Annotated in this window: 20 protein-coding genes; 13 read left to right on the top strand and 7 right to left on the bottom strand. The window is 72.0% G+C overall.

Annotated features, from left to right (window positions below):
* The first annotated feature begins 62 nt into the window (after positions 1–62).
* The 5 genes from J4G33_RS12185 to J4G33_RS12205 all read left to right on the top strand — a co-directional run bounded on the left by J4G33_RS12185 (position 63) and on the right by J4G33_RS12205 (position 4151).
* Positions 63–1112: a LacI family DNA-binding transcriptional regulator gene (locus J4G33_RS12185; RefSeq protein WP_208056243.1), complete on the top strand. Its 1050-nt coding sequence runs from the start codon at positions 63–65 to the stop codon at positions 1110–1112.
* Between the two features lie 129 nt (positions 1113–1241).
* Positions 1242–2339, top strand: a complete 1098-nt coding sequence (locus J4G33_RS12190) for a Gfo/Idh/MocA family protein (RefSeq protein ID WP_307793874.1) — start codon at positions 1242–1244, stop codon at positions 2337–2339.
* Positions 2336–3265: a glycoside hydrolase family protein gene (locus tag J4G33_RS12195; RefSeq protein WP_307793875.1), complete on the top strand. Its 930-nt coding sequence runs from the start codon at positions 2336–2338 to the stop codon at positions 3263–3265. Before J4G33_RS12190 ends, J4G33_RS12195 begins: the two co-directional genes overlap by 4 nt.
* Before the next feature lie 50 nt (positions 3266–3315).
* Positions 3316–3864 carry a hypothetical protein gene (locus J4G33_RS12200; protein WP_208056244.1) on the top strand — a complete coding sequence of 183 codons (549 nt, stop codon included), beginning with the start codon at positions 3316–3318 and terminating at the stop codon, positions 3862–3864.
* A 104-nt stretch (positions 3865–3968) separates the two neighbouring features.
* Entirely contained in the window at positions 3969–4151 is a 183-nt protein-coding gene (locus J4G33_RS12205; RefSeq protein ID WP_208056245.1) for a hypothetical protein, read from the top strand.
* Between the two features lie 211 nt (positions 4152–4362).
* Here the strand turns inward: J4G33_RS12205 and J4G33_RS12210 are convergent, their stop codons facing one another.
* Positions 4363–4836: a DUF4265 domain-containing protein gene (locus tag J4G33_RS12210; RefSeq protein WP_208056246.1), complete on the bottom strand. Its 474-nt coding sequence runs from the start codon at positions 4834–4836 to the stop codon at positions 4363–4365.
* A 134-nt stretch (positions 4837–4970) separates the two neighbouring features.
* Here J4G33_RS12210 and J4G33_RS12215 point away from each other — a divergent pair, with 134 nt between their 5' ends.
* On the top strand, positions 4971–5459 hold the full coding sequence (locus tag J4G33_RS12215) for a GNAT family N-acetyltransferase (protein WP_208056247.1): 489 nt from the start codon (positions 4971–4973) through the stop codon (positions 5457–5459).
* Positions 5460–5495: 36 nt separating this feature from the next.
* On the opposite strand, the gene J4G33_RS12220 is transcribed toward J4G33_RS12215, so the two are convergent.
* Positions 5496–6452, bottom strand: a complete 957-nt coding sequence (locus tag J4G33_RS12220; protein WP_208056248.1) for a GlxA family transcriptional regulator — start codon at positions 6450–6452, stop codon at positions 5496–5498.
* 103 nt (positions 6453–6555) lie between these two features.
* Between J4G33_RS12220 and J4G33_RS12225 the strand changes: the two genes are divergently transcribed.
* The 5 genes from J4G33_RS12225 (at position 6556) to J4G33_RS12245 (ending at position 9682) form a co-directional block, all read left to right on the top strand.
* Positions 6556–7209 (top strand): DJ-1/PfpI family protein, encoded by a 654-nt coding sequence (locus J4G33_RS12225; protein ID WP_208056249.1) that lies wholly within the window; start codon positions 6556–6558, stop codon positions 7207–7209.
* Between the two features lie 27 nt (positions 7210–7236).
* Positions 7237–7563, top strand: coding sequence for a hypothetical protein (locus J4G33_RS12230; RefSeq protein WP_243759037.1), 327 nt, complete (start codon positions 7237–7239; stop codon positions 7561–7563).
* Between the two features lie 283 nt (positions 7564–7846).
* Positions 7847–8413, top strand: a complete 567-nt coding sequence (locus J4G33_RS12235) for a dihydrofolate reductase family protein (RefSeq protein ID WP_208056250.1) — start codon at positions 7847–7849, stop codon at positions 8411–8413.
* A 78-nt stretch (positions 8414–8491) separates the two neighbouring features.
* Complete coding sequence (locus tag J4G33_RS12240; protein WP_208056251.1) at positions 8492–8635, top strand: hypothetical protein; 144 nt, start codon at positions 8492–8494, stop codon at positions 8633–8635.
* 78 nt (positions 8636–8713) lie between these two features.
* On the top strand, positions 8714–9682 hold the full coding sequence (locus J4G33_RS12245; RefSeq protein WP_208056252.1) for an aldo/keto reductase: 969 nt from the start codon (positions 8714–8716) through the stop codon (positions 9680–9682).
* A gap of 27 nt (positions 9683–9709) precedes the next feature.
* Here the strand turns inward: J4G33_RS12245 and J4G33_RS12250 are convergent, their stop codons facing one another.
* Positions 9710–10411, bottom strand: coding sequence for an SDR family NAD(P)-dependent oxidoreductase (locus J4G33_RS12250; RefSeq protein ID WP_208056253.1), 702 nt, complete (start codon positions 10409–10411; stop codon positions 9710–9712).
* A 203-nt stretch (positions 10412–10614) separates the two neighbouring features.
* On the opposite strand from J4G33_RS12250, the gene J4G33_RS12255 reads away from it, so the two are divergent.
* Positions 10615–14247 carry a right-handed parallel beta-helix repeat-containing protein gene (locus J4G33_RS12255; protein WP_208056254.1) on the top strand — a complete coding sequence of 1211 codons (3633 nt, stop codon included), beginning with the start codon at positions 10615–10617 and terminating at the stop codon, positions 14245–14247.
* Positions 14248–14249: 2 nt separating this feature from the next.
* Here the strand turns inward: J4G33_RS12255 and J4G33_RS12260 are convergent, their stop codons facing one another.
* Genes J4G33_RS12260 through J4G33_RS12270 form a run of 3 tightly spaced genes read right to left on the bottom strand, consistent with a single transcriptional unit; the run spans position 14250 to position 15869 of the window.
* Positions 14250–14615 (bottom strand): HNH endonuclease, encoded by a 366-nt coding sequence (locus J4G33_RS12260; RefSeq protein ID WP_208056255.1) that lies wholly within the window; start codon positions 14613–14615, stop codon positions 14250–14252.
* Between the two features lie 19 nt (positions 14616–14634).
* Positions 14635–15351: an anti-sigma factor gene (locus J4G33_RS12265; protein WP_208056256.1), complete on the bottom strand. Its 717-nt coding sequence runs from the start codon at positions 15349–15351 to the stop codon at positions 14635–14637.
* Positions 15348–15869, bottom strand: a complete 522-nt coding sequence (locus J4G33_RS12270; RefSeq protein WP_208056257.1) for a sigma-70 family RNA polymerase sigma factor — start codon at positions 15867–15869, stop codon at positions 15348–15350. The genes J4G33_RS12265 and J4G33_RS12270 overlap by 4 nt, the downstream gene beginning before the upstream one ends.
* A gap of 282 nt (positions 15870–16151) precedes the next feature.
* Here J4G33_RS12270 and J4G33_RS12275 point away from each other — a divergent pair, with 282 nt between their 5' ends.
* The gene (locus J4G33_RS12275; protein ID WP_208056258.1) at positions 16152–16877 is read left to right on the top strand and encodes a YceI family protein; all 726 of its coding nucleotides are present in this window, start codon (positions 16152–16154) and stop codon (positions 16875–16877) included.
* Positions 16878–16975: 98 nt separating this feature from the next.
* Here the strand turns inward: J4G33_RS12275 and J4G33_RS12280 are convergent, their stop codons facing one another.
* The gene (locus tag J4G33_RS12280) at positions 16976–17689 is read right to left on the bottom strand and encodes a hypothetical protein (protein WP_208056259.1); all 714 of its coding nucleotides are present in this window, start codon (positions 17687–17689) and stop codon (positions 16976–16978) included.
* Between the last annotated feature and the right edge of the window lie 131 nt (positions 17690–17820).

Below are 17820 nucleotides of genomic sequence, written 5' to 3' on the forward strand. Positions count from 1 at the left end.
AGAATGAACCTAGGAGGCGGTTCGGCGGGCGTCAACGCCGGTCGCGCAGCGAAGGGAAACCGGTGGTCACCACAGCAGGACGCGCACCCCAGCGCGGTCCCCGGCGCGCGAGCATCAGCGACGTCGCGCAGGAGGCCGGGGTCTCCCTCGGGACGGTCTCGAACGTGCTCAACCGCCCCGACCGCGTCTCCCCCACCACGCGGGCCAAGGTGCTCGCGGCGATCGAGCACCTGTCCTTCGTGCCCAACGGCTCGGCGCGTCAGCTGCGCGCCGGGACCATCACGACCGTGGGCGCGATCCTGCTGGACATCGCCAACCCGTTCTTCACCGAGGTCGCCCGGGGCATCGAGGACCGCCTCGCCCAGGCCGACCACACCTTGATGCTCGCGAGCTCCGACGAGGACCCCGAGCGCGAGGCCCGCTACCTGCGGCTCTTCGAGGAGCACGGGGTGCTGGGCATGCTGGTGACCCCCGCCAGCACCGACCTCGAGCCGCTGCTCGAGCTGTCGCGCCGGGGGGTGGGCGTGGTGCTGCTGGACCGCACCTCCCCCGCCGAGGAGCTCTCCTCGGTCGCGGTGGACGACGTCGCGGGGGCCGCCATGGCCGTCGAGCACCTGCTCAGCCTCAGCCACCGCCGCATCGCCTTCATCAACGGGCCGCAGAGCATCGCCCAGTGCGTGGACCGGCGCGCAGGCATGGTCCGGGCCCTCGAGGCCGCGGGGCTGGACCCCGACGAGGCGATGGTCGAGATCACGGTCTCCTCGCTGAACGCCGAGGGGGGCGAGGCCGGGGTGACCGAGCTGCTCGCGGCGGGGACCGCGCCGTCGGCCCTGTTCTGCGTCAACGACCTGACCGCCCTGGGCGCGATGCGGGCCCTGCGCTCGCACGGCCTGGCGATCCCGGAGGACATGGCCGTGGTCGGGTACGACGACGTGAACTTCGCGTCGATGCTCATGACGCCGTTGACCTCGGTACGCCAGCCCACCCGTCAGCTCGGCGAGGTCGCGGCCGACCTGCTGCTCAAGGCCGCCGGGCCGGGCATGGCCGCGCCGCAGCGCATCGAGTTCCAGCCCGAGCTCGTGGTGCGGGCGTCCTCCGGCGGGGCTCGCTGACCCCTGGTCGACCCGACCGCCGCGCTCGCGCGCCCCTCGGATTGAATCGTTTTACAGGCACCCGTTCCCCGCGCTAGCGTCGGCCCAGCAGCACGAGCCGGACCCCTCCCTGGAGCGAAGGAGCCCCCCGTGACCCTCAAGGCCGCGATCGTCGGAACCGGTGCCGTCGCGCACCTGCACGCCCAGGCCGTCGCGGCCGACCCGCGGGTCGAGCTGGTCGCGGTGAGCAACCGCAGCACCGAGCGCCGCGAGGCCTTCGCCGACACGTACGGGGTCCGCGGGCGGTACGCGACGCACACCGAGCTGCTCGCGGCCGAGGAGCTCGACCTGGTCATCCTCTGCACCCCGCCGGACCTGCACCGCGAGCAGACCCTCGACGCCTACGCGGCCGGGGTGCACGTGCTGTGCGAGAAGCCCCCGGCCCTGTCCCTCGACGAGCTCGACGACATGCAGTCCGCCGCCGACGCCGCAGGGCTGGCCTTCGCGATCGTCTTCCAGCAGCGCACCGGAACGGCCGCGGCCCACGTCAAGCACCTGCTCGACACCGGGGCCCTCGGACGGCCGCTGCTCGCCCAGTGCCAGACCCTGTGGTTGCGGCAGGACGACTACTACGCGGTCGACTGGCGCGGCACCTGGGACGGCGAGGGCGGCGGGACGACGCTCGGCCACGGCATCCACCAGATGGACCTGCTCGCCCACCTGCTGGGCGACTGGGCCGAGGTCGACGCCCGGCTGTGGCGCCTCGCGCGGGACATCGAGATGGAGGACACCTCGACCGCGACCATCCGCTTCGCCAACGGGGTGATCGCGACCGCCGTCTCGAGCGTGCTGGCCCCGCGCGAGACGAGCTACGTGCGGATCGACACCGAGCTCGCGACCGTCGAGGTCGAGCACCTCTACGGGCACAGCGGGGACTCGTGGCGGATCACCCCCGCGCGCGGGGTCAGCGAGGACCAGACTGCCGCGTGGGCCTTCCCCGCCGAGGACGAGCCGAGCGGGCACGAGCCCCTGGTGCGCGCCGTCGTCGACGCCCTGGTCGCCGGCGAGCCCATGCCGGACCTGGTCACCTACGCCCGCCGCCCCCTCGAGCTGGTCACCGCGATCTACGCCTCGGCCACTCACGGCCGCGCGATCACCCACGAGTCCCTCGACGCCGACGCGCAGTTCCGCAGCGATCTGCGGGCCGAGGTCACCGACCTGCGTCCTGCCGCAGGCCCGACGGCGTGATTCACGCTCCGCTCTTCGTCGACCCGGTCCACGGGGGCGGCACCGACCCGGTGCTGGTCCGCCGCGGGGAGGAGTGGTGGTTGGTCTACACCCAGCGTCGGGCGAGGGTCGAGGAGCCCGGGGTCGCCTGGGTGCACGGCTCGGACCTGGGCGTCGCGGTCTCGACCGACCGGGGCCGCACCTGGGAGTACCGCGGGGTGATCGAGGGCCTGGACCTCGAGCCCGGGCGCCGCGACACCTTCTGGGCCCCCGAGATCGTCCACGAGCGCGGCGAGTTCCACATGTTCGTCAGCCACATCGAGGGCGTCCCCGAGCAGTGGGCCGGCCACGAGCGGGTCATCCGGCACTACGCGAGCCCCGACCTCGAGGCCTGGGCCTACCGCGGCGAGGTCCCCTTGAGCAGCAGGTACGTGATCGACGCCTGCCTGCACCCGCTGCCCGACGGCGGCTACCGCCTCTGGTACAAGGACGAGGCCGACGAGTCCCACACCTGGGCCGCCGACTCGGGCGACCTCGACAGCTGGACCGTCCTCGGCCCGGTGCTGACCCACCGGCCGCACGAGGGACCGAACGTCTTCGAGCTCGGCGGGCGGTACTGGATGGTCGTCGACGAGTGGCGCGGGCAAGGCGTCTTCTGGTCCGCAGACCTGACGACGTGGACCCGCCAGGGACTGATCCTCGACCAGCCCGGCACCCGTCCCGAGGACGCCACGATCGGCCTGCACGCCGACGTCGTCGTCGTCGACCCCGAGACCGCGTACGTCGTCTACTTCACCCACCCCGGGACCAGCGGCGACGGCACCGGCGCCGCCCCGGACCGCAGCTACGACCAGCGCCGGTCGGTGATCCAGGCCGCGCGACTACGCGTGCAGGACGGCGTGCTGACCTGCGACCGCGACGAGGACACGGCGATCGACCTGGGCTGAGCACCCGCAATGCACTGGCTCCCCGTGCCGCGGAATGGCTGGATGGTCCCGTGCCCTCTCCCTCGTCGACGACCCAGGTCCTGCTCATCGGCGGCCGCTCCGGGGTCGGCAAGTCCTCCGCGGCCTTCGCCCTCGCCGAGCTCTGGCAGCAGGAGGCGCGAGAGCACTGCCTGGTCGACGGTGACAACCTGAGCGCTGCCTACCCCAAGCCGTTCGACGACCCCGACGGCGGCCAGCTGACCGAGACCAATCTGCGCGCGCTCTGGCGCACCTACGAGGCTGTGGGCTACCGGCGCGTCATCTACGTCAACACCGTGAGTGTCCTCGAGCACGCCATGGTGACACGTGCCCTCGGTGGGGCCGTCGAGCTGCGCGCCGCCCTCCTCACGGCTCCCGACGACGTCGTCGCAGCGCGCCTGGGCGAGCGCGAGACCGGTTCCGCGCTGATCGCCCACCTCAGCCGCAGCGCCATGGCCGCCAGCCGCCTCCACCACGAGGCCGCACCCTGGGTCGCGCGCGTCCCGACGGAGCAGCGCACACCCGCACAGGTCGCGCAGGAGCTCGCCCGCATCGCTCTCGGCGGCGAGGGGCAGCGCTGAGGCACGAGAGACGGGTCGCCACCGCATCGACACCCGTCGACCCGGCACGCGACCGTCCGTAGCATCAGCCCTGCCGTCGCCGTCGTCCCGGAAGAAGGTCTGCCATGCCAGGTCCACCGATCCGACGTCCCGGCGATGGGGACGGCTTCGACCGCCGCCCGGACCCCAACGCGGGCTTCCTCGGCGGGCAGTCCCTGGGCGGGCAGGGCGGCGGGGGTCTGCCGCCCACGGTGATCGGTGCCGTGGTCCGCGCCATCCGCCGCTTCTTCGGTCGACGCCGGAACTGAGACCGCGCCGACGACCTGCGCGGGGGCGGGCAGGCTTGCTACCAAGCACGGTCTCTCTGACGGCGGCACGAGCGCTCACTGCATCGATGGTGTTGAGTCGCTTGGGCGGTGTGGAAAGTCCTCCCAGGACCACTCCCCGCCTCGCCAGCCCAGAAGGCGGTGCCAGTAGTTGGGCACTCGTCGGCGCGGCCATCGTGCTGTGTCCGGCCGATCAGGAGAGGCGCAGCCAGCGTTCCGTGACGCAGCCTTCTTCGTAGTGCCAGCGGCCGTCGGCTTCCCCGTCGTCCAGGAGACCCTTGATGGCAGCGAGGGGGCCCTCGGGGCCGATGTCGAGCGCGACCATGCTGATCGGGGTCGCCATACCTTCACCGGAGACGCCGTGCGGGACGAAGGCATCCACCACCGCCTGCCGGTCGCCTCGCAGCGGCCCGTCGTGGCGCGGAATCACGCGGACCACGACTCGCCCGCCCCGCTCGAGGAGCTGCACGAACCACAGCACGCCGTCCTCATCGGGCCGGGCCTCGACGACGTCGTCGGCCGCAACCCCCCGGACGAACCACGGGGTGTTGTCGAGGCGGAAGGCTGCCGCCCCGACAGGGCGAGCCCACAGCGCTTCCGACTCAGCGGGGGGCCATCCGAAGTCGTCCCGCTCCAGGGGGAACCGAACCCTCACCACGTCGTTCACGGGAGCATCCTCCACCACCGGAAGGGAGCAGACCCCTCGCGGCAACCGCACGGGACCGGACGAGTCCGGCGCGGGACCTCAGAGGACCTGCTCGAGGCAGCCTGGAGCACGTTCCGGTCTCCTACAGTGAAGCGATGCTCGAACTGGTCGTGCCCGACGTGACCCGTCACTCGGCCTGGCTTGCGTCCCACCGGGAGTGGGGGCCGGGTGTCCACGAGGACGGGTTCGGCGTCGGAGCAGAGGATGACGTCGTGAGTGCCGAAGGCTTCGCCACGTGGGTGGGTCGGCTCCGGTCGCTGCGTGATGCTCAGATGTGGTGGGTCGTCGATCGTGACGAGGTGCTGGGAGGTGTCGCGCTGCGAACCGGGCCTGAGGACGTCGTGCTGCGCCTGGGACACGTCGGGTACGGCATCCGTCCCTCGGCTCGGGGTCGCGGGGTCGCCACCTGGGCGCTCGGTGCCGTGCTCACGCACGCACGCGCGGCCGGTCTGGGCCGTGTGCTGCTGGTCTGTGCGGATGACAACGTGGGATCGGTGCGGACGATCGAACGACACGGTGGTGTCCTGGAGAAGGTGATCGAGGTCGATGACGGCCGGGTACGGCGCTACTGGATCGACGTGTGATCCATGGCGCGCCGCGACTCCCTCGCGAGCCGGTCGTCATTCGGGCACGGACAGACTCCCCGGGGTGGTGAGGGCCTTGCGGTACCTGCCGGGGCTCGTGCCGACGATGTCGGCGAACCGTGCCCGGAGGTTCGACGGCGAGCCGAGCCCGGACCGCGAGGCGATCTGGTCGATCGGTAGGTCGGTGGTCTCGAGCAACCCTTGCGCGATGCGGACCCTGGCCCGGATGAGCCAGCGGGATGGCGGAAGCCCTAGTTCGTCGAGGAACCGCCTGTTGAGCGTCCTGGTGCTCACGGGGACGGCGGCGGCGATGTCCGCGACCGTGATCGGCTCGGACGCGTGCGCTTCGATCCACTCGAGGGTGGAGGTCAGGCTCGTGCCGCCGAGCATGTCGTTCTTGATGTACTGGGCCTGACTCGCCTCTCTCGTGAGGGGGACCACAGCGGTGCGGGCTGCGTCAGCCGCGATGTCGGCGCCGAAGTCCCGGTCCACGAGATGCAGACACAGGTCGATGCCGGCAGCAGCGCCCGCCGAGCAGAGGAGCTGCCCGTTGTCGACGTAGAGCGCCTCGGGAGCGACCTCGACGCGAGGATGTCGTGCTCGGAGCAGCGCGACCGCACGCCAGTGGGTGGTCGCGCGGAGGCCGTCGAGCAGCCCGGTCTGGGCGAGGTCGAGGGCACCGACGCAGATCGACGCGATGCGGGCGCCCCGTTGTGCGGCATGCCGGAGGGCATCGCGGACCTGGTCGTCGAGGGGCGCTGTCGGGTCGTTCCGCCCGGGGACGACGATCGTGTCAGCGTCCTCGATCTCTGCCAGGGGATACGGAACCACGATGTCGATCGGGCCCGACCGCACCGTCGCATCCGGTCCGGCGATGCGCACGCGGTAGAGCGGGGTTCCGGTGCCGTCGACTACCCGCCCGAGGGTCTCGACCGGGGTGGCGAGGTCGAACGCGATGACGTCCTGCGGGGCGAGGACGACGACACGGTGCATGGCGGGATCATGGCACATGCTGTCGGATCGGCCACTCGCTGCCAGTTTCCGCTCCTCGTAGCGTCGTCGTGGCAGGCCGACACGTCATCAGGAAGGACCCGTCATGATCGCCCAGATCGTTCTCTTCGAGGGCTTCGATCCACTCGACGTCATCGCGCCGTTCGAGGTGCTGAGCGCCGGGTCCGACGCGCTCGGAGGAGCGATCGACGTTCGGCTCGTGGCGCTCGACACCCCGGGTCAGGTGACGAGCGGAACGCGCGGGCTTCAGCTGACGGCCCCGCACGTCCTCGACCCCGAGGCACCCGGCGTCGTGATCGTCCCCGGGGCTTCCGGTCCCGTGAACGGCGACCCCGACGCGGAGCGCACCATCCCCGTGATCCTCGCGGGCCTCGCCTCGACCGCCCTGCCAGACCTCGTGCGACGAGCCTTCGCGGCGCCGGAGACGATCGTCGCGACGGTCTGCGGCGGCGGCCTCGCCCTCGCGATGGCAGGCCTCCTCGAGGGTCGCACCGCTGTGACGCACACCATGGGCAACGACGTCCTCGAGGCGACCGGGACAACAGTGGTACGCGCCCGCGTCGTCGACGACGGCGACCTCGTCACGGCTGGCGGTGTCACGTCGGGACTCGACCTCGCCCTCTACCTCCTTGAGCGGACGCACGGCCCGCGCATCGCGCACGCCGTCGAGACGCTGTTCGAGTACGAGCGCCGCGGGACCGTGTGGTCGGCACGCGGCGCTGAGCCACGACCTGCCTGAACCACCCGTCACCACGAGAGGAGACGAATGATCATGAGCAGCCTCCCCGGCACCTGGGACCTCGCGATGCGCTCCCCGATCGGCACCATCACCGCCACCATGCACTTCGTCGCCGACGGTGACACCCTCACCGGGGTTGCGACCGGCAGAGACGAGCAGGTACCGCTTCGCGACGTCCGCGTCGAGACCGGGCCGGGCGGTGAACGTGTCACCTGGTCACAGAGCATCACCAGGCCGATGCGACTCAACCTCGAGTTCGAGGTGATCGTCACTGGAGACCACATGGAGGGCCATTCGCGCGCCGGCCGGCTGCCACGAACGAGCGTCACCGGCCGCCGCGTCCCTACGCCCTGAGCAAGGAGTCCTGCCCTGATGGGTGACTGGTGGTGGTCTCAGGTGGCGAGCGTGACTGAGCGGTCATGACGATCTCGTCCACGGGGAGCGGCGTCCGCTCGTCCGCATGAGCGAGCGCCCAGGACCCGTGGCTGGCTTGCGCGGACGGCGCTGGGCATCTCCTGGCGCCTCGCCCAGCAGCAGCTCGCCTCGCCTGAGACGGGCTGAGCCCGACGCGACAGCCGGGCCTTGCGGCCGCCGCCGTCACGCTGGACGCTGGAGTCCCGTCCCGTCGGAGGCACCCATGGGCAAGCTGATCTATGCAGCCAACACCTCTCTCGACGGCTACCTCGAGGACGAGACCGGCGCGTTCGACTGGTCCGTGCCCGACGAGGACGTGCACGCGTTCTGGAACGAGCACGAGCGTCACATCGGCACCTCGCTCTACGGCCGCCGCATGTACGAGACGATGCGCGTCTGGGAGGACGACGAGTGGTTGGCGGGTGAACCGGCCGTCGTCCGCGAGTACGCGGGCATCTGGCGTGACGCCGACAAGGTCGTCTACTCCTCGACGCTCGACGACGTGTCGACGGCCCGGACGAGGATCGAGCGGCAGTTCGAGCCCGAGGCGGTGCGCCGGCTCAAGGAGGCGTCCGGCGCGGACCTGAGCATCGGTGGCGCGACCATCGGGGCCGAGGCGTTCCGTCACGGGCTGGTCGACGAGTGCGTGCTGCTCCTGTGCCCCGTCACCGTCGGCGGTGGCAAGCCAGCGCTGCCGCGGGGGCTGCGGCTCGACCTCGAGCTGCGGGACGAGCGGCGCTTCCGCAACGGTGCGGTCTACGTGCACTACGCGGTACTCGGCCCTACCTGACGCCCTGATCACGGCGGTCGTGCCGCTGGGTTCGGCGTGCTCACGGCGACGCCCCCACGCCTCGGCGACAACGAGAGCATGCAGATCGGCCCGGCGGCAGGCGCTCACCTGGTGCTCCGCGCGCACCTCGCCATGAGGTCCGGTCCCCCGTGGCGGTCGCCGGACGACGACGCGTACGTCGAGCCCTGTGCCGTCGACCTCGGGCTGCCGTTGCTCGACTGAGGCGGGGCCGCGTGACATGCACGGGCATCCCCGGCCGCCCAGAGGCGCGCCACGCGCCCAGCCCCCACGATGGAACCCATGCGCTACCTCGAGCTCCCCGACACCGCCCGCATCAGCCGCCTCGGACTGGGCACCTGGCAGTTCGGCTCCCGCGAGTGGGGCTACGGCGGCGACTACGCCGACTCCCACGCGGCGAAGATCGTGCACCGCGCCCTGGACCTGGGGGTCACGCTGATCGACACCGCCGAGATCTACGGCACGGGCAAGTCCGAACGCATCGTGGGCAAGGCCCTGGCCGGTCGCCGCGACGAGGCGTACGTGGCGACCAAGTACATGCCGCTGCTGCCGTCGACCGGCCTGGTCGAGAAGCACGGCCGCGCCAGCCGGGACCGTCTCGCCATCGACCGCATCGACCTCTACCAGGTCCACCAGGCCAACCCGGTCACGCCGGACACCGTCCTCATGGCGGGCATGGAGACGCTGCAGGACGACGGCGTGGTGCGCGACGTGGGCGTGAGCAACTACGACCTGCGCCGCTGGCGGGTGGCCGAGGCCGCGCTGGGCCGCCGGGTGCTGAGCAACCAGGTGAGCTACAGCCTCGTCGACCGCGAGCCCGAGGCTGACCTGCTGCCCTACGCGCAGGAGAAGGACCGCGTCGTCATCGCCTACAGCCCGCTGGCCATGGGCTTCCTCTCGGCGAAGTACGACGAGTCGAACCGTCCCTCGGGCGCCGTCCGCAAGGCCAACCCGCTGTTCCTGCCGGACAACCTGCGCGCCGCCAAGCCTCTCTTCGACGTGCTGCGCGACGTCGCGTCCCGCCACCAGGCGAAGCCCGCCCAGGTCGCCCTCGCATGGTTGCTGCACCAGCCCAACGTGGTGGCCATCCCGGGGGCGTCGAGCGTCGAGCAGCTCGAGGGCAACGTCGAGGCCGCCGAGCTGGACCTCACCGCCGACGAGGTCGCCGAGCTGCGCGCGACCGCCGAGGCCTTCCGCCCCGTCACCGGGAAGGCCGCCGTGCCGGGGATCCTGCGGAACCTCCGCACCTGAGCTGGACGCCGGCCCCTCGACCCGCCCCTACGCCCCAGCGTCAGCGAAGCCCGCGGCGGGCAGGTCCCGGTCGTCCTGCTCGATCGCCCGGACGATGCGCTCAGCCACGGCCTCGGGCTCGAGCCCGGCACCGAGGGCTGGCGCACTACCGTCGAGCGGGCGGTCGGCGAGCCCGGTCTCGGTGTGCGGCGGGCGGGCGTCGAGCACCCGGACCTTCTGGCGTCGCAGCTCGAGGGCCAGGGCGGCGTCGAACCCGGTCAGGCCCGCCTTGGTGGCCGAGTAGGCGGCCATGCCCGCCGTCGGGCGCTCGGCGACGACGGCGCTGAGGTTCGCCAGGAACCCGCCGGCGGGCAGCACACGGACGGCCGCTCGGGCCAGGCGCACCGGGGCCACGAGGTTCACCAGGAGCAGCGCGTCGAGCACCTCGTCGTCGAGGTCGGCGACCGGGCCGAAGGCGACCGCTCCTGCCGCGTAGACGACGCCGTCCACCTGGCCCTGGTCCATCGCCGCCTGGACCACCTCGGCGGGGGCCGCGGGGAACGTGATGTCGGCGCGGTGAGTGCCCAGCACCGCGGCACCGAGCTCGCCCGCGAGCGCGTCGAGCCGGTCGGTCGACCGTGAGCTCAGCGTCAGCCGCGCGCCCCGGTCCGCGAGGCTCCGGCTGATCGCCGAACCCAGGCCACCCGTCGCGCCCACCACGAGCACGTGCGCGCTGTCGAGTGCCGTCATGCGGCTCAGCCTCGCACGCGACAGCCTGGGCGGCGAGACCTGGTGGACCTCTTGACATCACCCGGACCCCGACCTACTTTCGGACGTTGAAAGCGCTTTCCGGTTTCACCGACCGAAAGTGCTCTCGCGGCCGGCAGGTCCTCCAGTACAGCGTCGTACCTCGCGAGGCTGGCCACCGGCCCAGGGGAAGCCTAGGGAGCCCTATGCCCACCGCACGGACGAGCAGGATCCGACCACTCATCGCCGCCCTCGCCACCGCTGCCCTCACCACCACCGGTCTCGGCGCGACCGCAGCGGCAGCCGCCGAGCACGACGAGGTCACTGCCCCCTCGGAGCACGTGCTCAACGCCTCGCAGATGGACCTCGGGGTCTACACCACCGACACCGCCGTCGGGCGCTTCGTCGTCACCGCCACCGAGACCGCGGCGGTCGAGGTCGACGCGCAGGACCGCACCGGCGGCGGCCAGTCCTTCACCCAGCGTCTCAAGCTCAACGGCGCCGGCACCGCCGAGCGTCGCTCGGTCCTGCTCACCACCCAGAGCGAGGCGACCGTGACGGTCTACGCGCTCAGCGCGAGCGCGAGCGCCGACCGCGCCCTGGCCCTGTACGCGATGGACGGCACCGAGCTGTCCCGGGTCCCCGCCTACGGGGCGCCGACCGACATCCCGGTGGCGACCCTGACCGTCCCCGAGGCCGGCACCTACTACGTCGCGTCGCCGTCGTCGGGGGTCAACATCTTCGCCCTGGAGCTCGCCGAGGGCGCCGCTCCCGAGCGTCCAGCGTGGGCGACCGTCGCCGACCCGGTCGTGACCGACGTGACCGTCACGGGCGGTGACGTGGTCGTGGCATACGACGGCGTCGTGGGGTTCGAGGGGGCTGACCTCGCCACCGCGACGCTGCTCGACGACCAGGGCGAGGAGGTGACCTCGGCGATCTCCGGGACCCCCGGCACCTCGGGCAGCATCAGCCTCACCCCCGCTGCCACCGGCGACTACGAGGTGCAGGTCGCCCTGACCCGCACCGGCGAGGAGGACGCCCTGCTCTCCGCGCGGGTCGCAACCCCGCCCTTCACCCTGCCCCTCGGTGCTGCGGAGATCCACACGGCGCTGACCTCGGCGGTCGCCGACGGCCAGGCCACGGTGACGGCCGAGTGGACCGCGGTCCCCGAGGCCGAGGGCTACCAGCTCTCCCACCGTGAGCTGGGCGCCACCGACTGGGTCCCCGGACCGTCGACCACCACGACCAGGGCCGACATCGAGGGCCTCGTCCCCGGTACCACCTACGAGCTGCAGGTCACCACGACCCGCGGCGACGAGTCGACCACCTCGGCACCGCTCGAGGTCACCGTGGCCGACGTCGTGGAGCGCTGGCTCACCGCCCACGCGGGGGTCAGCAGCGGCGGGACGATGACCGAGGACGAGGACGGCTCGCTGCACTTCGACATGCGCGGCAACAACGGCAAGATCGCCGACTCCGAGGACGGCTTCCTCTACCACTACACGCAGATCGACCCCGGGACCGAGAACTTCACGCTCTCGGCCACCTTCACGGTCGACGACGCGAGCGGCAAGGACAACCAGTCCGGCTTCGGCCTCATCGCCGTGGACACCTTCATCCCCAACGACCGCGCGGCCCGGTACTTCAACTCGGCCGGGACCATGAGCGCCAAGTACCAGCGCGTGGTCGACGGCGGGCTCGAGTACCGCTACGGCATCCCCGGCGGCAAGATCGTCGACGGCTACACCGCCGCCCCGACGGTCTCGACCCAGGCCCGCGACCTGAACCAGTCCCAGCCCTTCGACTGGGACTACCGGGCGGACCTGACCGAGGGTTCCAACCTCAACCCGCCCAAGTTCCTCGACGGCGACGTCTACGAGTACACGCTGCGCCGCTCCAACACCGGCTACCACTCGACCTGGGTGCACGACGGCGAGGTGCAGGAGGTCATCCACTACGAGCGGGACCTGGTCGAGCGGCAGGACCCCGACGCGCTCTACGTCGGCGTCTTCGCCGCGCGCGGGATCGCCGTGACGGCCAGCGACATCACCTTCACGACCATCCACCCCGACGACGACGAGGAGCCGCTCGAGCGGCCCATCACCTACGTCACCCCGTCGCTGGTCTCCGACGTCACCCGCACCACCCCGCACACCTCGATCGACGTGCCGCTCGTCACGAACGTCCACGGCGAGGCCGTGCTGCGCGACGGTGACGGCGAGGCCGTCGGGACGGCGACCCTCACCCCGGGCGAGCGCGCCGTGGTGACCGCCCCGCTGCAGGACGGCACCAACGAGCTGGTCGCCGAGCTGACCCCCGCACCCCGCGAGGAGCAGACCCAGCTGGGCGAGTACGAGGACCTGAGCTCCTACGAGACGCTCACCGTCCCCATCACCGTCGAGGTGCAGCGGTACGGCACCCCGGGCCAGGCGATCCACGTGGCGCCCGAGGGCACGGCCGACGGCGACGGGACCCCCGACAACCCGCTCGACCTGCACACGGGCGTCGCGTTCGCCCAGCCCGGCCAGCAGGTCGTGCTCGCGGGCGGCACCTACCTCCCGGAGCGTGCCGTCGTCATCGGGCGGGGCAACGACGGGACCGCAGACGCCCCGATCACCCTCATGTCCGAGCCCGGCAGCCGCGCGACCCTCGACCTGTCAGAGTCCGTGTCCGGCGGCATCCACCTGCGCGGTGACCACTGGCACCTGCACGACCTGGAGATCACGAAGGGCCGGGGCTACCAGAAGCCGCTGCTCATCCAGGGCAACCACAACGTGGTCGAGCGCATCGAGTCCCACCACAACGGGGACACCGGCGTGCAGATCTCGGGCAACGCGACCGAGCCCTTCGAGATGTGGCCCTCGCACAACCTGGTGCTGTCGAGCGTGGCCCACAACAACGCCGACCCCCTGGCCAACGACGCCGACGGCTTCGCGGCCAAGCTGACCGTCGGGGACGGCAACGTGTTCCGGTACTGCATCGCCTTCCACAACATCGACGACGGGTGGGACCTGTACGCCAAGTCCACCGAGGGGCCCATCGGCGCCGTGGTCGTCGAGGACTCCGTGACCTACCGCAACGGGTGGCTCGAGGCCGACGTCGAGCGCACGACCATCGGCGAGGGCAACGGCTTCAAGCTGGGCGGGGAGAACATGCCCGGCCAGCACGTGCTGCGCAACTCCGTCGCGTTCGACAACTACGCCAAGGGCATCACGTCGAACTCGGGGCCCGACGTCCGGGTCCAGGACGTGACCGCCTACCTCAGCGGCCTGGTGGACGCCTCGGCAGCCGGGAACAACCTGCAGCTGACCACCAGCGCGGCGGTGACCCACTACCGGGCCACCGGGGTGTTGTCCTACGTGGCCCAGCAGGCCGACCAGATCGGCCTGCGCGACCAGGAGGACGTCATCCGGACCGACCCGTCGAACTACCTCACCGTGGCAGGGGGCGGGGTGCGGGACGCCAGCCGCAACAGCGAGGGCGTCCACGTCCAGGACGAATGGTTCACCAGCCTGGACACCGACCTGCGCCCCTCGATCGCCGCGGACGGCAGCGTCGAGATGCACGGGCTGCTCGAGCTGACGGACCAGGCCCCGGCGGACACCGGGGCGCGCCTCGAGGCGAACCCCGACCCGACGGAGATCATCCTGCTCCCGCCGGTCAGCGGTGAGACCGAGGAGCCCGAGGAGCCGGGCACGCCGCGGCCCTGCGTCGGTCCGCCGCCCCACGCGGGCACGCCCGGCCCGCCCCCGCACGCGGGCAAGCCCGGTCCCCCGCCTCACGCGGGCAAGCCCGGGCCGGGCCGGTGCGCCGGTCCTCCCGGGCTGCGGCCGCACTGACCTCAGGGGGCGGGGGCGACGCCGTAGCGGACGCGGAGATCCGCCTGGATCTGGACGTGCCGTTCGAGGAAGGTCCGCTCGTCGAGCCGCTTGCGGCGCAGCCACCCGGTGACCTCGTCGTTGCACTTGCTCGCGTTGCACGAGGCGCAGGCCGGCGCGATGTTGTCCAGGGTGTACCGCCCACCGCGGGAGATCGGCTGCACGCAGTCGCGCTGCAGCGGCACCCCGGTGGCCCCGCAGTACGCGCACCCGCCCCACGCCGTCGTCAGCGCCTCCCACTGCTCAGGGCTGAGGTCGTTCACGACGGCGGCCACCCGACGGCTGCGGCGCCGGGCGTAGCGCGCCCGACGGCTCCGGTTGACCACCATGGTCGAAGGGTAGGGGCACCTACCGGGTGATCGAGGCCAACGGGGTGAGCATCGTCGCGACGGACATCTCGATGCCGGCGATCTCCTCCGGGGTCAGCGAGGTGGTCGCGGTGAGCCCGTACGCGGTGCGGTAGGCCCCGCCGGTCCAGGTCGCGACCCGGACGCGCTCCCCGGCGCGGTCGACGAGGGTGAGCTCGTACTCGCGGCCGTCGACGGCCTTGCCGGGCGGGTAGCTGCACGTCCACTCGAGCCGCGTGCCCCAGGCGGCCTGCTCCATGGTCAGGTCGGCGCTGACACCGCTCGCGTCTACCGGCTCCAGCTGGACCCGCTCCGCCTCGGCCGCGACCACCTGAGGGGTCTGCGGGGCGGAGGTCTGGGTCAGGAGACTCCCGACCGAGCCGCCGGCGAGCAGGAGGACGACGGCGGCGGCGCTCATCAGCACCCGACGTCGGGTCCGCACCGCCCGAGCGCGCCGGGCTAGCAGGGAGATGGGCGGGGGTGAGCCGCCGTCGTCGCTTATCGCCTTAGGCTCGGCGTGCCCGTGCTCGATCGCCATCGCCTCCTCGGCAGGGACGAGGCCGAGCACCCCGGGCAGGCCAGCGAGCTCACCCACGGCCCGTGCGCAGCGGTCGCAGACAGCGAGGTGCTGCTCGTACTCACGGCGGTCGCCGGCACTGAGGGCCCCGAGCACGTAGGCGCCGTCCCAGTCCGCGAACGGGTCGGTCTCGTTGCTCATGCGGTGACACCTCTCTCCTGCAGCGCCAGCCGCAGCGCTCTGATCCCGTAGTGCATGCGTGACTTGACCGTCCCCGGCGCGATCCCGAGCTCCTCAGCGAGGGTGGCGACGGTCTTGCCGCCGTAGTAGGCACCCACCACCACCTCGCGGTGCTCACGGGTCAGGGTCGCCAGGGCGTCCGTGACCAGCCACGCGTCGAGGAGCCGCTGGGTGCCGTCGGACCGCCCGCCGTCGGACTGCCTGCGATCAGGAAGAACGCCGTCGGCCACCTCCCTGCGGTGACGGGCGCTGCGCAGGTCGTCCAGGACGAGGTTGCGCGCCACCCGCACCAGCCATGCCCGCACCACGGGGTCGGGCTTCTCGAGGATCGACCCGTCCTTCCACGCGCGCAGCAGCGCCTCCTGGACGACGTCCCGGGCGAGCTCGGCGTCGTAGGGGATGCGCACGACGTAGCGCCAGAGCATGTCCGCGTACTCGTCGTGGATGCGCCGTAGCAGGGCGTCGGTCTCGGCGCCCATCAGGCACAGCCCGCGACGGAGCACGCCGTGACCGGGGTGGCTCCCGCTCGTCGCCTACGCACCCAGAGCTCCTCGCTCGTCGGCCTCATCCATCGGATCCGTCGATGACGAGACGAGGCAGGGGCCGGAAAGGTTCAACGGCGCCACGCTACGCGGCGAGAGACACGTCCCCGCGGTCCCGTCGTCGGGTCGTTGAACCTTCCACCAGCCTGCCCCGTCTCTCCTCACGACAGCCCACCCGGGCGACAGGCTCGGCCCCACCACCGCACGACGGGATCCACCATGAAGAAGAAGCTGATCATCGCTCTTGTCGCCGTCCTCGCGATCGCCGGGGTGGTCCTCGGCGGGACCGCCATCTACGCCAGCATCCAGAACGACCGCGCCCCCGAAGAGCTCGCCCTCTCCGAGCAGGACGACGCCGCGGACGGCGCAGACGGCGGTGGGTCGGACGAGGCCGCGGCCGCGGCCGACGAGACCACCCCGCCCACGGAGGCCGGCGACCTGGCCGGCACCTGGACCGTCGCCGAGGGCTCTCAGGCGGGGTACCGGGTCGACGAGGTGCTCAACGGGCAGGACGTCACCGTGGTGGGCCGCACCGAGGACGTCGAGGGTGAGGTCGTCATCGACGGGACGGACCTCGCCGCGGCCGACGTCACCGTGTCGATGACGACCATCACCACCGACAGCAGCAGCCGCGACGGTCAGTTCCTCAGCATCCTGCGCACCGCGGAGTTCCCCACCGCCACGTTCACCCTCACCGAGCCGGTGGACATCTCGGCGATCGCCGGCGGCAGCACCTCCGTCCAGGCCGAGGGCGAGCTGACCATCGCGGGCGAGACCGCCCCGGTCGTCGTCGACCTCGAGGCCCAGACCACCGCGAGCGGCGTCGAGGTCTCCGGCACCATCCCCGTCACCTTCGCCGACTACGGCGTCGAGGCCCCTGACCTCGGCTTCGTCAAGGTCGAGGACACCGGGACCGTCGAGATGCTCCTCCAGCTGACGAGGTGACCAGGGGCCTCCGACGGTCAGGGACCTGACCGTCCTGCGATGACCGGCGAACGGCGCGGTGAGCGTCCTGCTCACCGGGCCGTGCCACGTCGAACCGCTCAGCCCTCGAACGGGCCCTGGATCTCGTAGTCGACGCCGACCTCGGTCGACCCGTCGGAGTCGAGGTCGACGTCGTACTGCCACGTCGCCGGACCGTTGCGGAGCTCGACGTCGATGTCGTCGCGATCCGCCTCCTGCTCGACGACCGTCCACCCCTCGTGGGCGACGACCTCGACCAGCTCGAGCCCACCGTCCGCGGACACGGCCCACTCGACCTCACCGGCCACCCCGACCTCATACCGGCCAGGCTCAGCGGGGTCGATGTCCTGGTCGATCTCGATCGTGAGGGTGCCACCCTCGAGCTGGATCTCGACGTGGTACTCCACCTCGCCCTGCTCGAGGTCGATCTCGATCTCGTCCGTCGAGACCTCCTCGTCGGTGACCGTCCAGCCGTCGGCCGGGCGCACGTCGACCAGCTCCAGGGCGCCGTCGGCCACGCGGAACTCCACCTCGCCGGCCTCACCGACCGTCCAGGTCCCGTCGCGGACCTCGAGCCACTCCCCGTCCCCGGAGGCGGCAGCCCCGTCGCCGTCGGCCTGCGTGGCCTCGTCCGCGCCCTCGGGGTCAGCCCCCTCGGGCTCCTCCGTCGCAGGGCTGCCCACGACCGGGGCGTCACCCAGGTCGGTGTCCTCGGCGCCCGGCGTGCAGCCGGTGAGCGCGAGGGCGGTGGCCGGGGCGAGCAGCAGAAGTGCGGGGCGTCGCATGGTGCGCATGGGGTTCGTCCTCCTCGCCGGCTCGGGAGGCTCCCGTTCTCGCACTCTCCAGCATCGAGGTGCGGTCACCGGCTCGTTCGCGGGGTGTGGGGATCCCGCGTCTGACTCCACCGTCGCAAGGCCACGGCGCG

Source organism: Actinotalea soli (assembly GCF_017565425.1).
GTDB classification, from domain to species: Bacteria; Actinomycetota; Actinomycetes; order Actinomycetales; family Cellulomonadaceae; genus Actinotalea; species Actinotalea soli.

What these genes read in the sequence shown, in the direction of transcription:
- J4G33_RS12225 (WP_208056249.1), top strand. Translation starts at nt 6,556, where the DNA reads ATGATCGCCCAGATCGTTCTCTTCGAGGGCTTCGATCCACTCGACGTC.
- J4G33_RS12230 (WP_243759037.1), top strand. Translation starts at nt 7,237, where the DNA reads ATGATCATGAGCAGCCTCCCCGGCACCTGGGACCTCGCGATGCGCTCC.
- J4G33_RS12220 (WP_208056248.1), bottom strand. Translation starts at nt 6,452, where the DNA reads ATGCACCGTGTCGTCGTCCTCGCCCCGCAGGACGTCATCGCGTTCGAC.
- J4G33_RS12255 (WP_208056254.1), top strand. Translation starts at nt 10,615, where the DNA reads ATGCCCACCGCACGGACGAGCAGGATCCGACCACTCATCGCCGCCCTC.
- J4G33_RS12245 (WP_208056252.1), top strand. Translation starts at nt 8,714, where the DNA reads ATGCGCTACCTCGAGCTCCCCGACACCGCCCGCATCAGCCGCCTCGGA.
- J4G33_RS12275 (WP_208056258.1), top strand. Translation starts at nt 16,152, where the DNA reads ATGAAGAAGAAGCTGATCATCGCTCTTGTCGCCGTCCTCGCGATCGCC.
- J4G33_RS12240 (WP_208056251.1), top strand. Translation starts at nt 8,492, where the DNA reads ATGCAGATCGGCCCGGCGGCAGGCGCTCACCTGGTGCTCCGCGCGCAC.
- J4G33_RS12270 (WP_208056257.1), bottom strand. Translation starts at nt 15,869, where the DNA reads ATGGGCGCCGAGACCGACGCCCTGCTACGGCGCATCCACGACGAGTAC.
- J4G33_RS12250 (WP_208056253.1), bottom strand. Translation starts at nt 10,411, where the DNA reads ATGACGGCACTCGACAGCGCGCACGTGCTCGTGGTGGGCGCGACGGGT.
- J4G33_RS12205 (WP_208056245.1), top strand. Translation starts at nt 3,969, where the DNA reads ATGCCAGGTCCACCGATCCGACGTCCCGGCGATGGGGACGGCTTCGAC.
- J4G33_RS12235 (WP_208056250.1), top strand. Translation starts at nt 7,847, where the DNA reads ATGGGCAAGCTGATCTATGCAGCCAACACCTCTCTCGACGGCTACCTC.
- J4G33_RS12260 (WP_208056255.1), bottom strand. Translation starts at nt 14,615, where the DNA reads ATGGTGGTCAACCGGAGCCGTCGGGCGCGCTACGCCCGGCGCCGCAGC.
- J4G33_RS12280 (WP_208056259.1), bottom strand. Translation starts at nt 17,689, where the DNA reads ATGCGCACCATGCGACGCCCCGCACTTCTGCTGCTCGCCCCGGCCACC.
- J4G33_RS12265 (WP_208056256.1), bottom strand. Translation starts at nt 15,351, where the DNA reads ATGAGCAACGAGACCGACCCGTTCGCGGACTGGGACGGCGCCTACGTG.
- J4G33_RS12215 (WP_208056247.1), top strand. Translation starts at nt 4,971, where the DNA reads ATGCTCGAACTGGTCGTGCCCGACGTGACCCGTCACTCGGCCTGGCTT.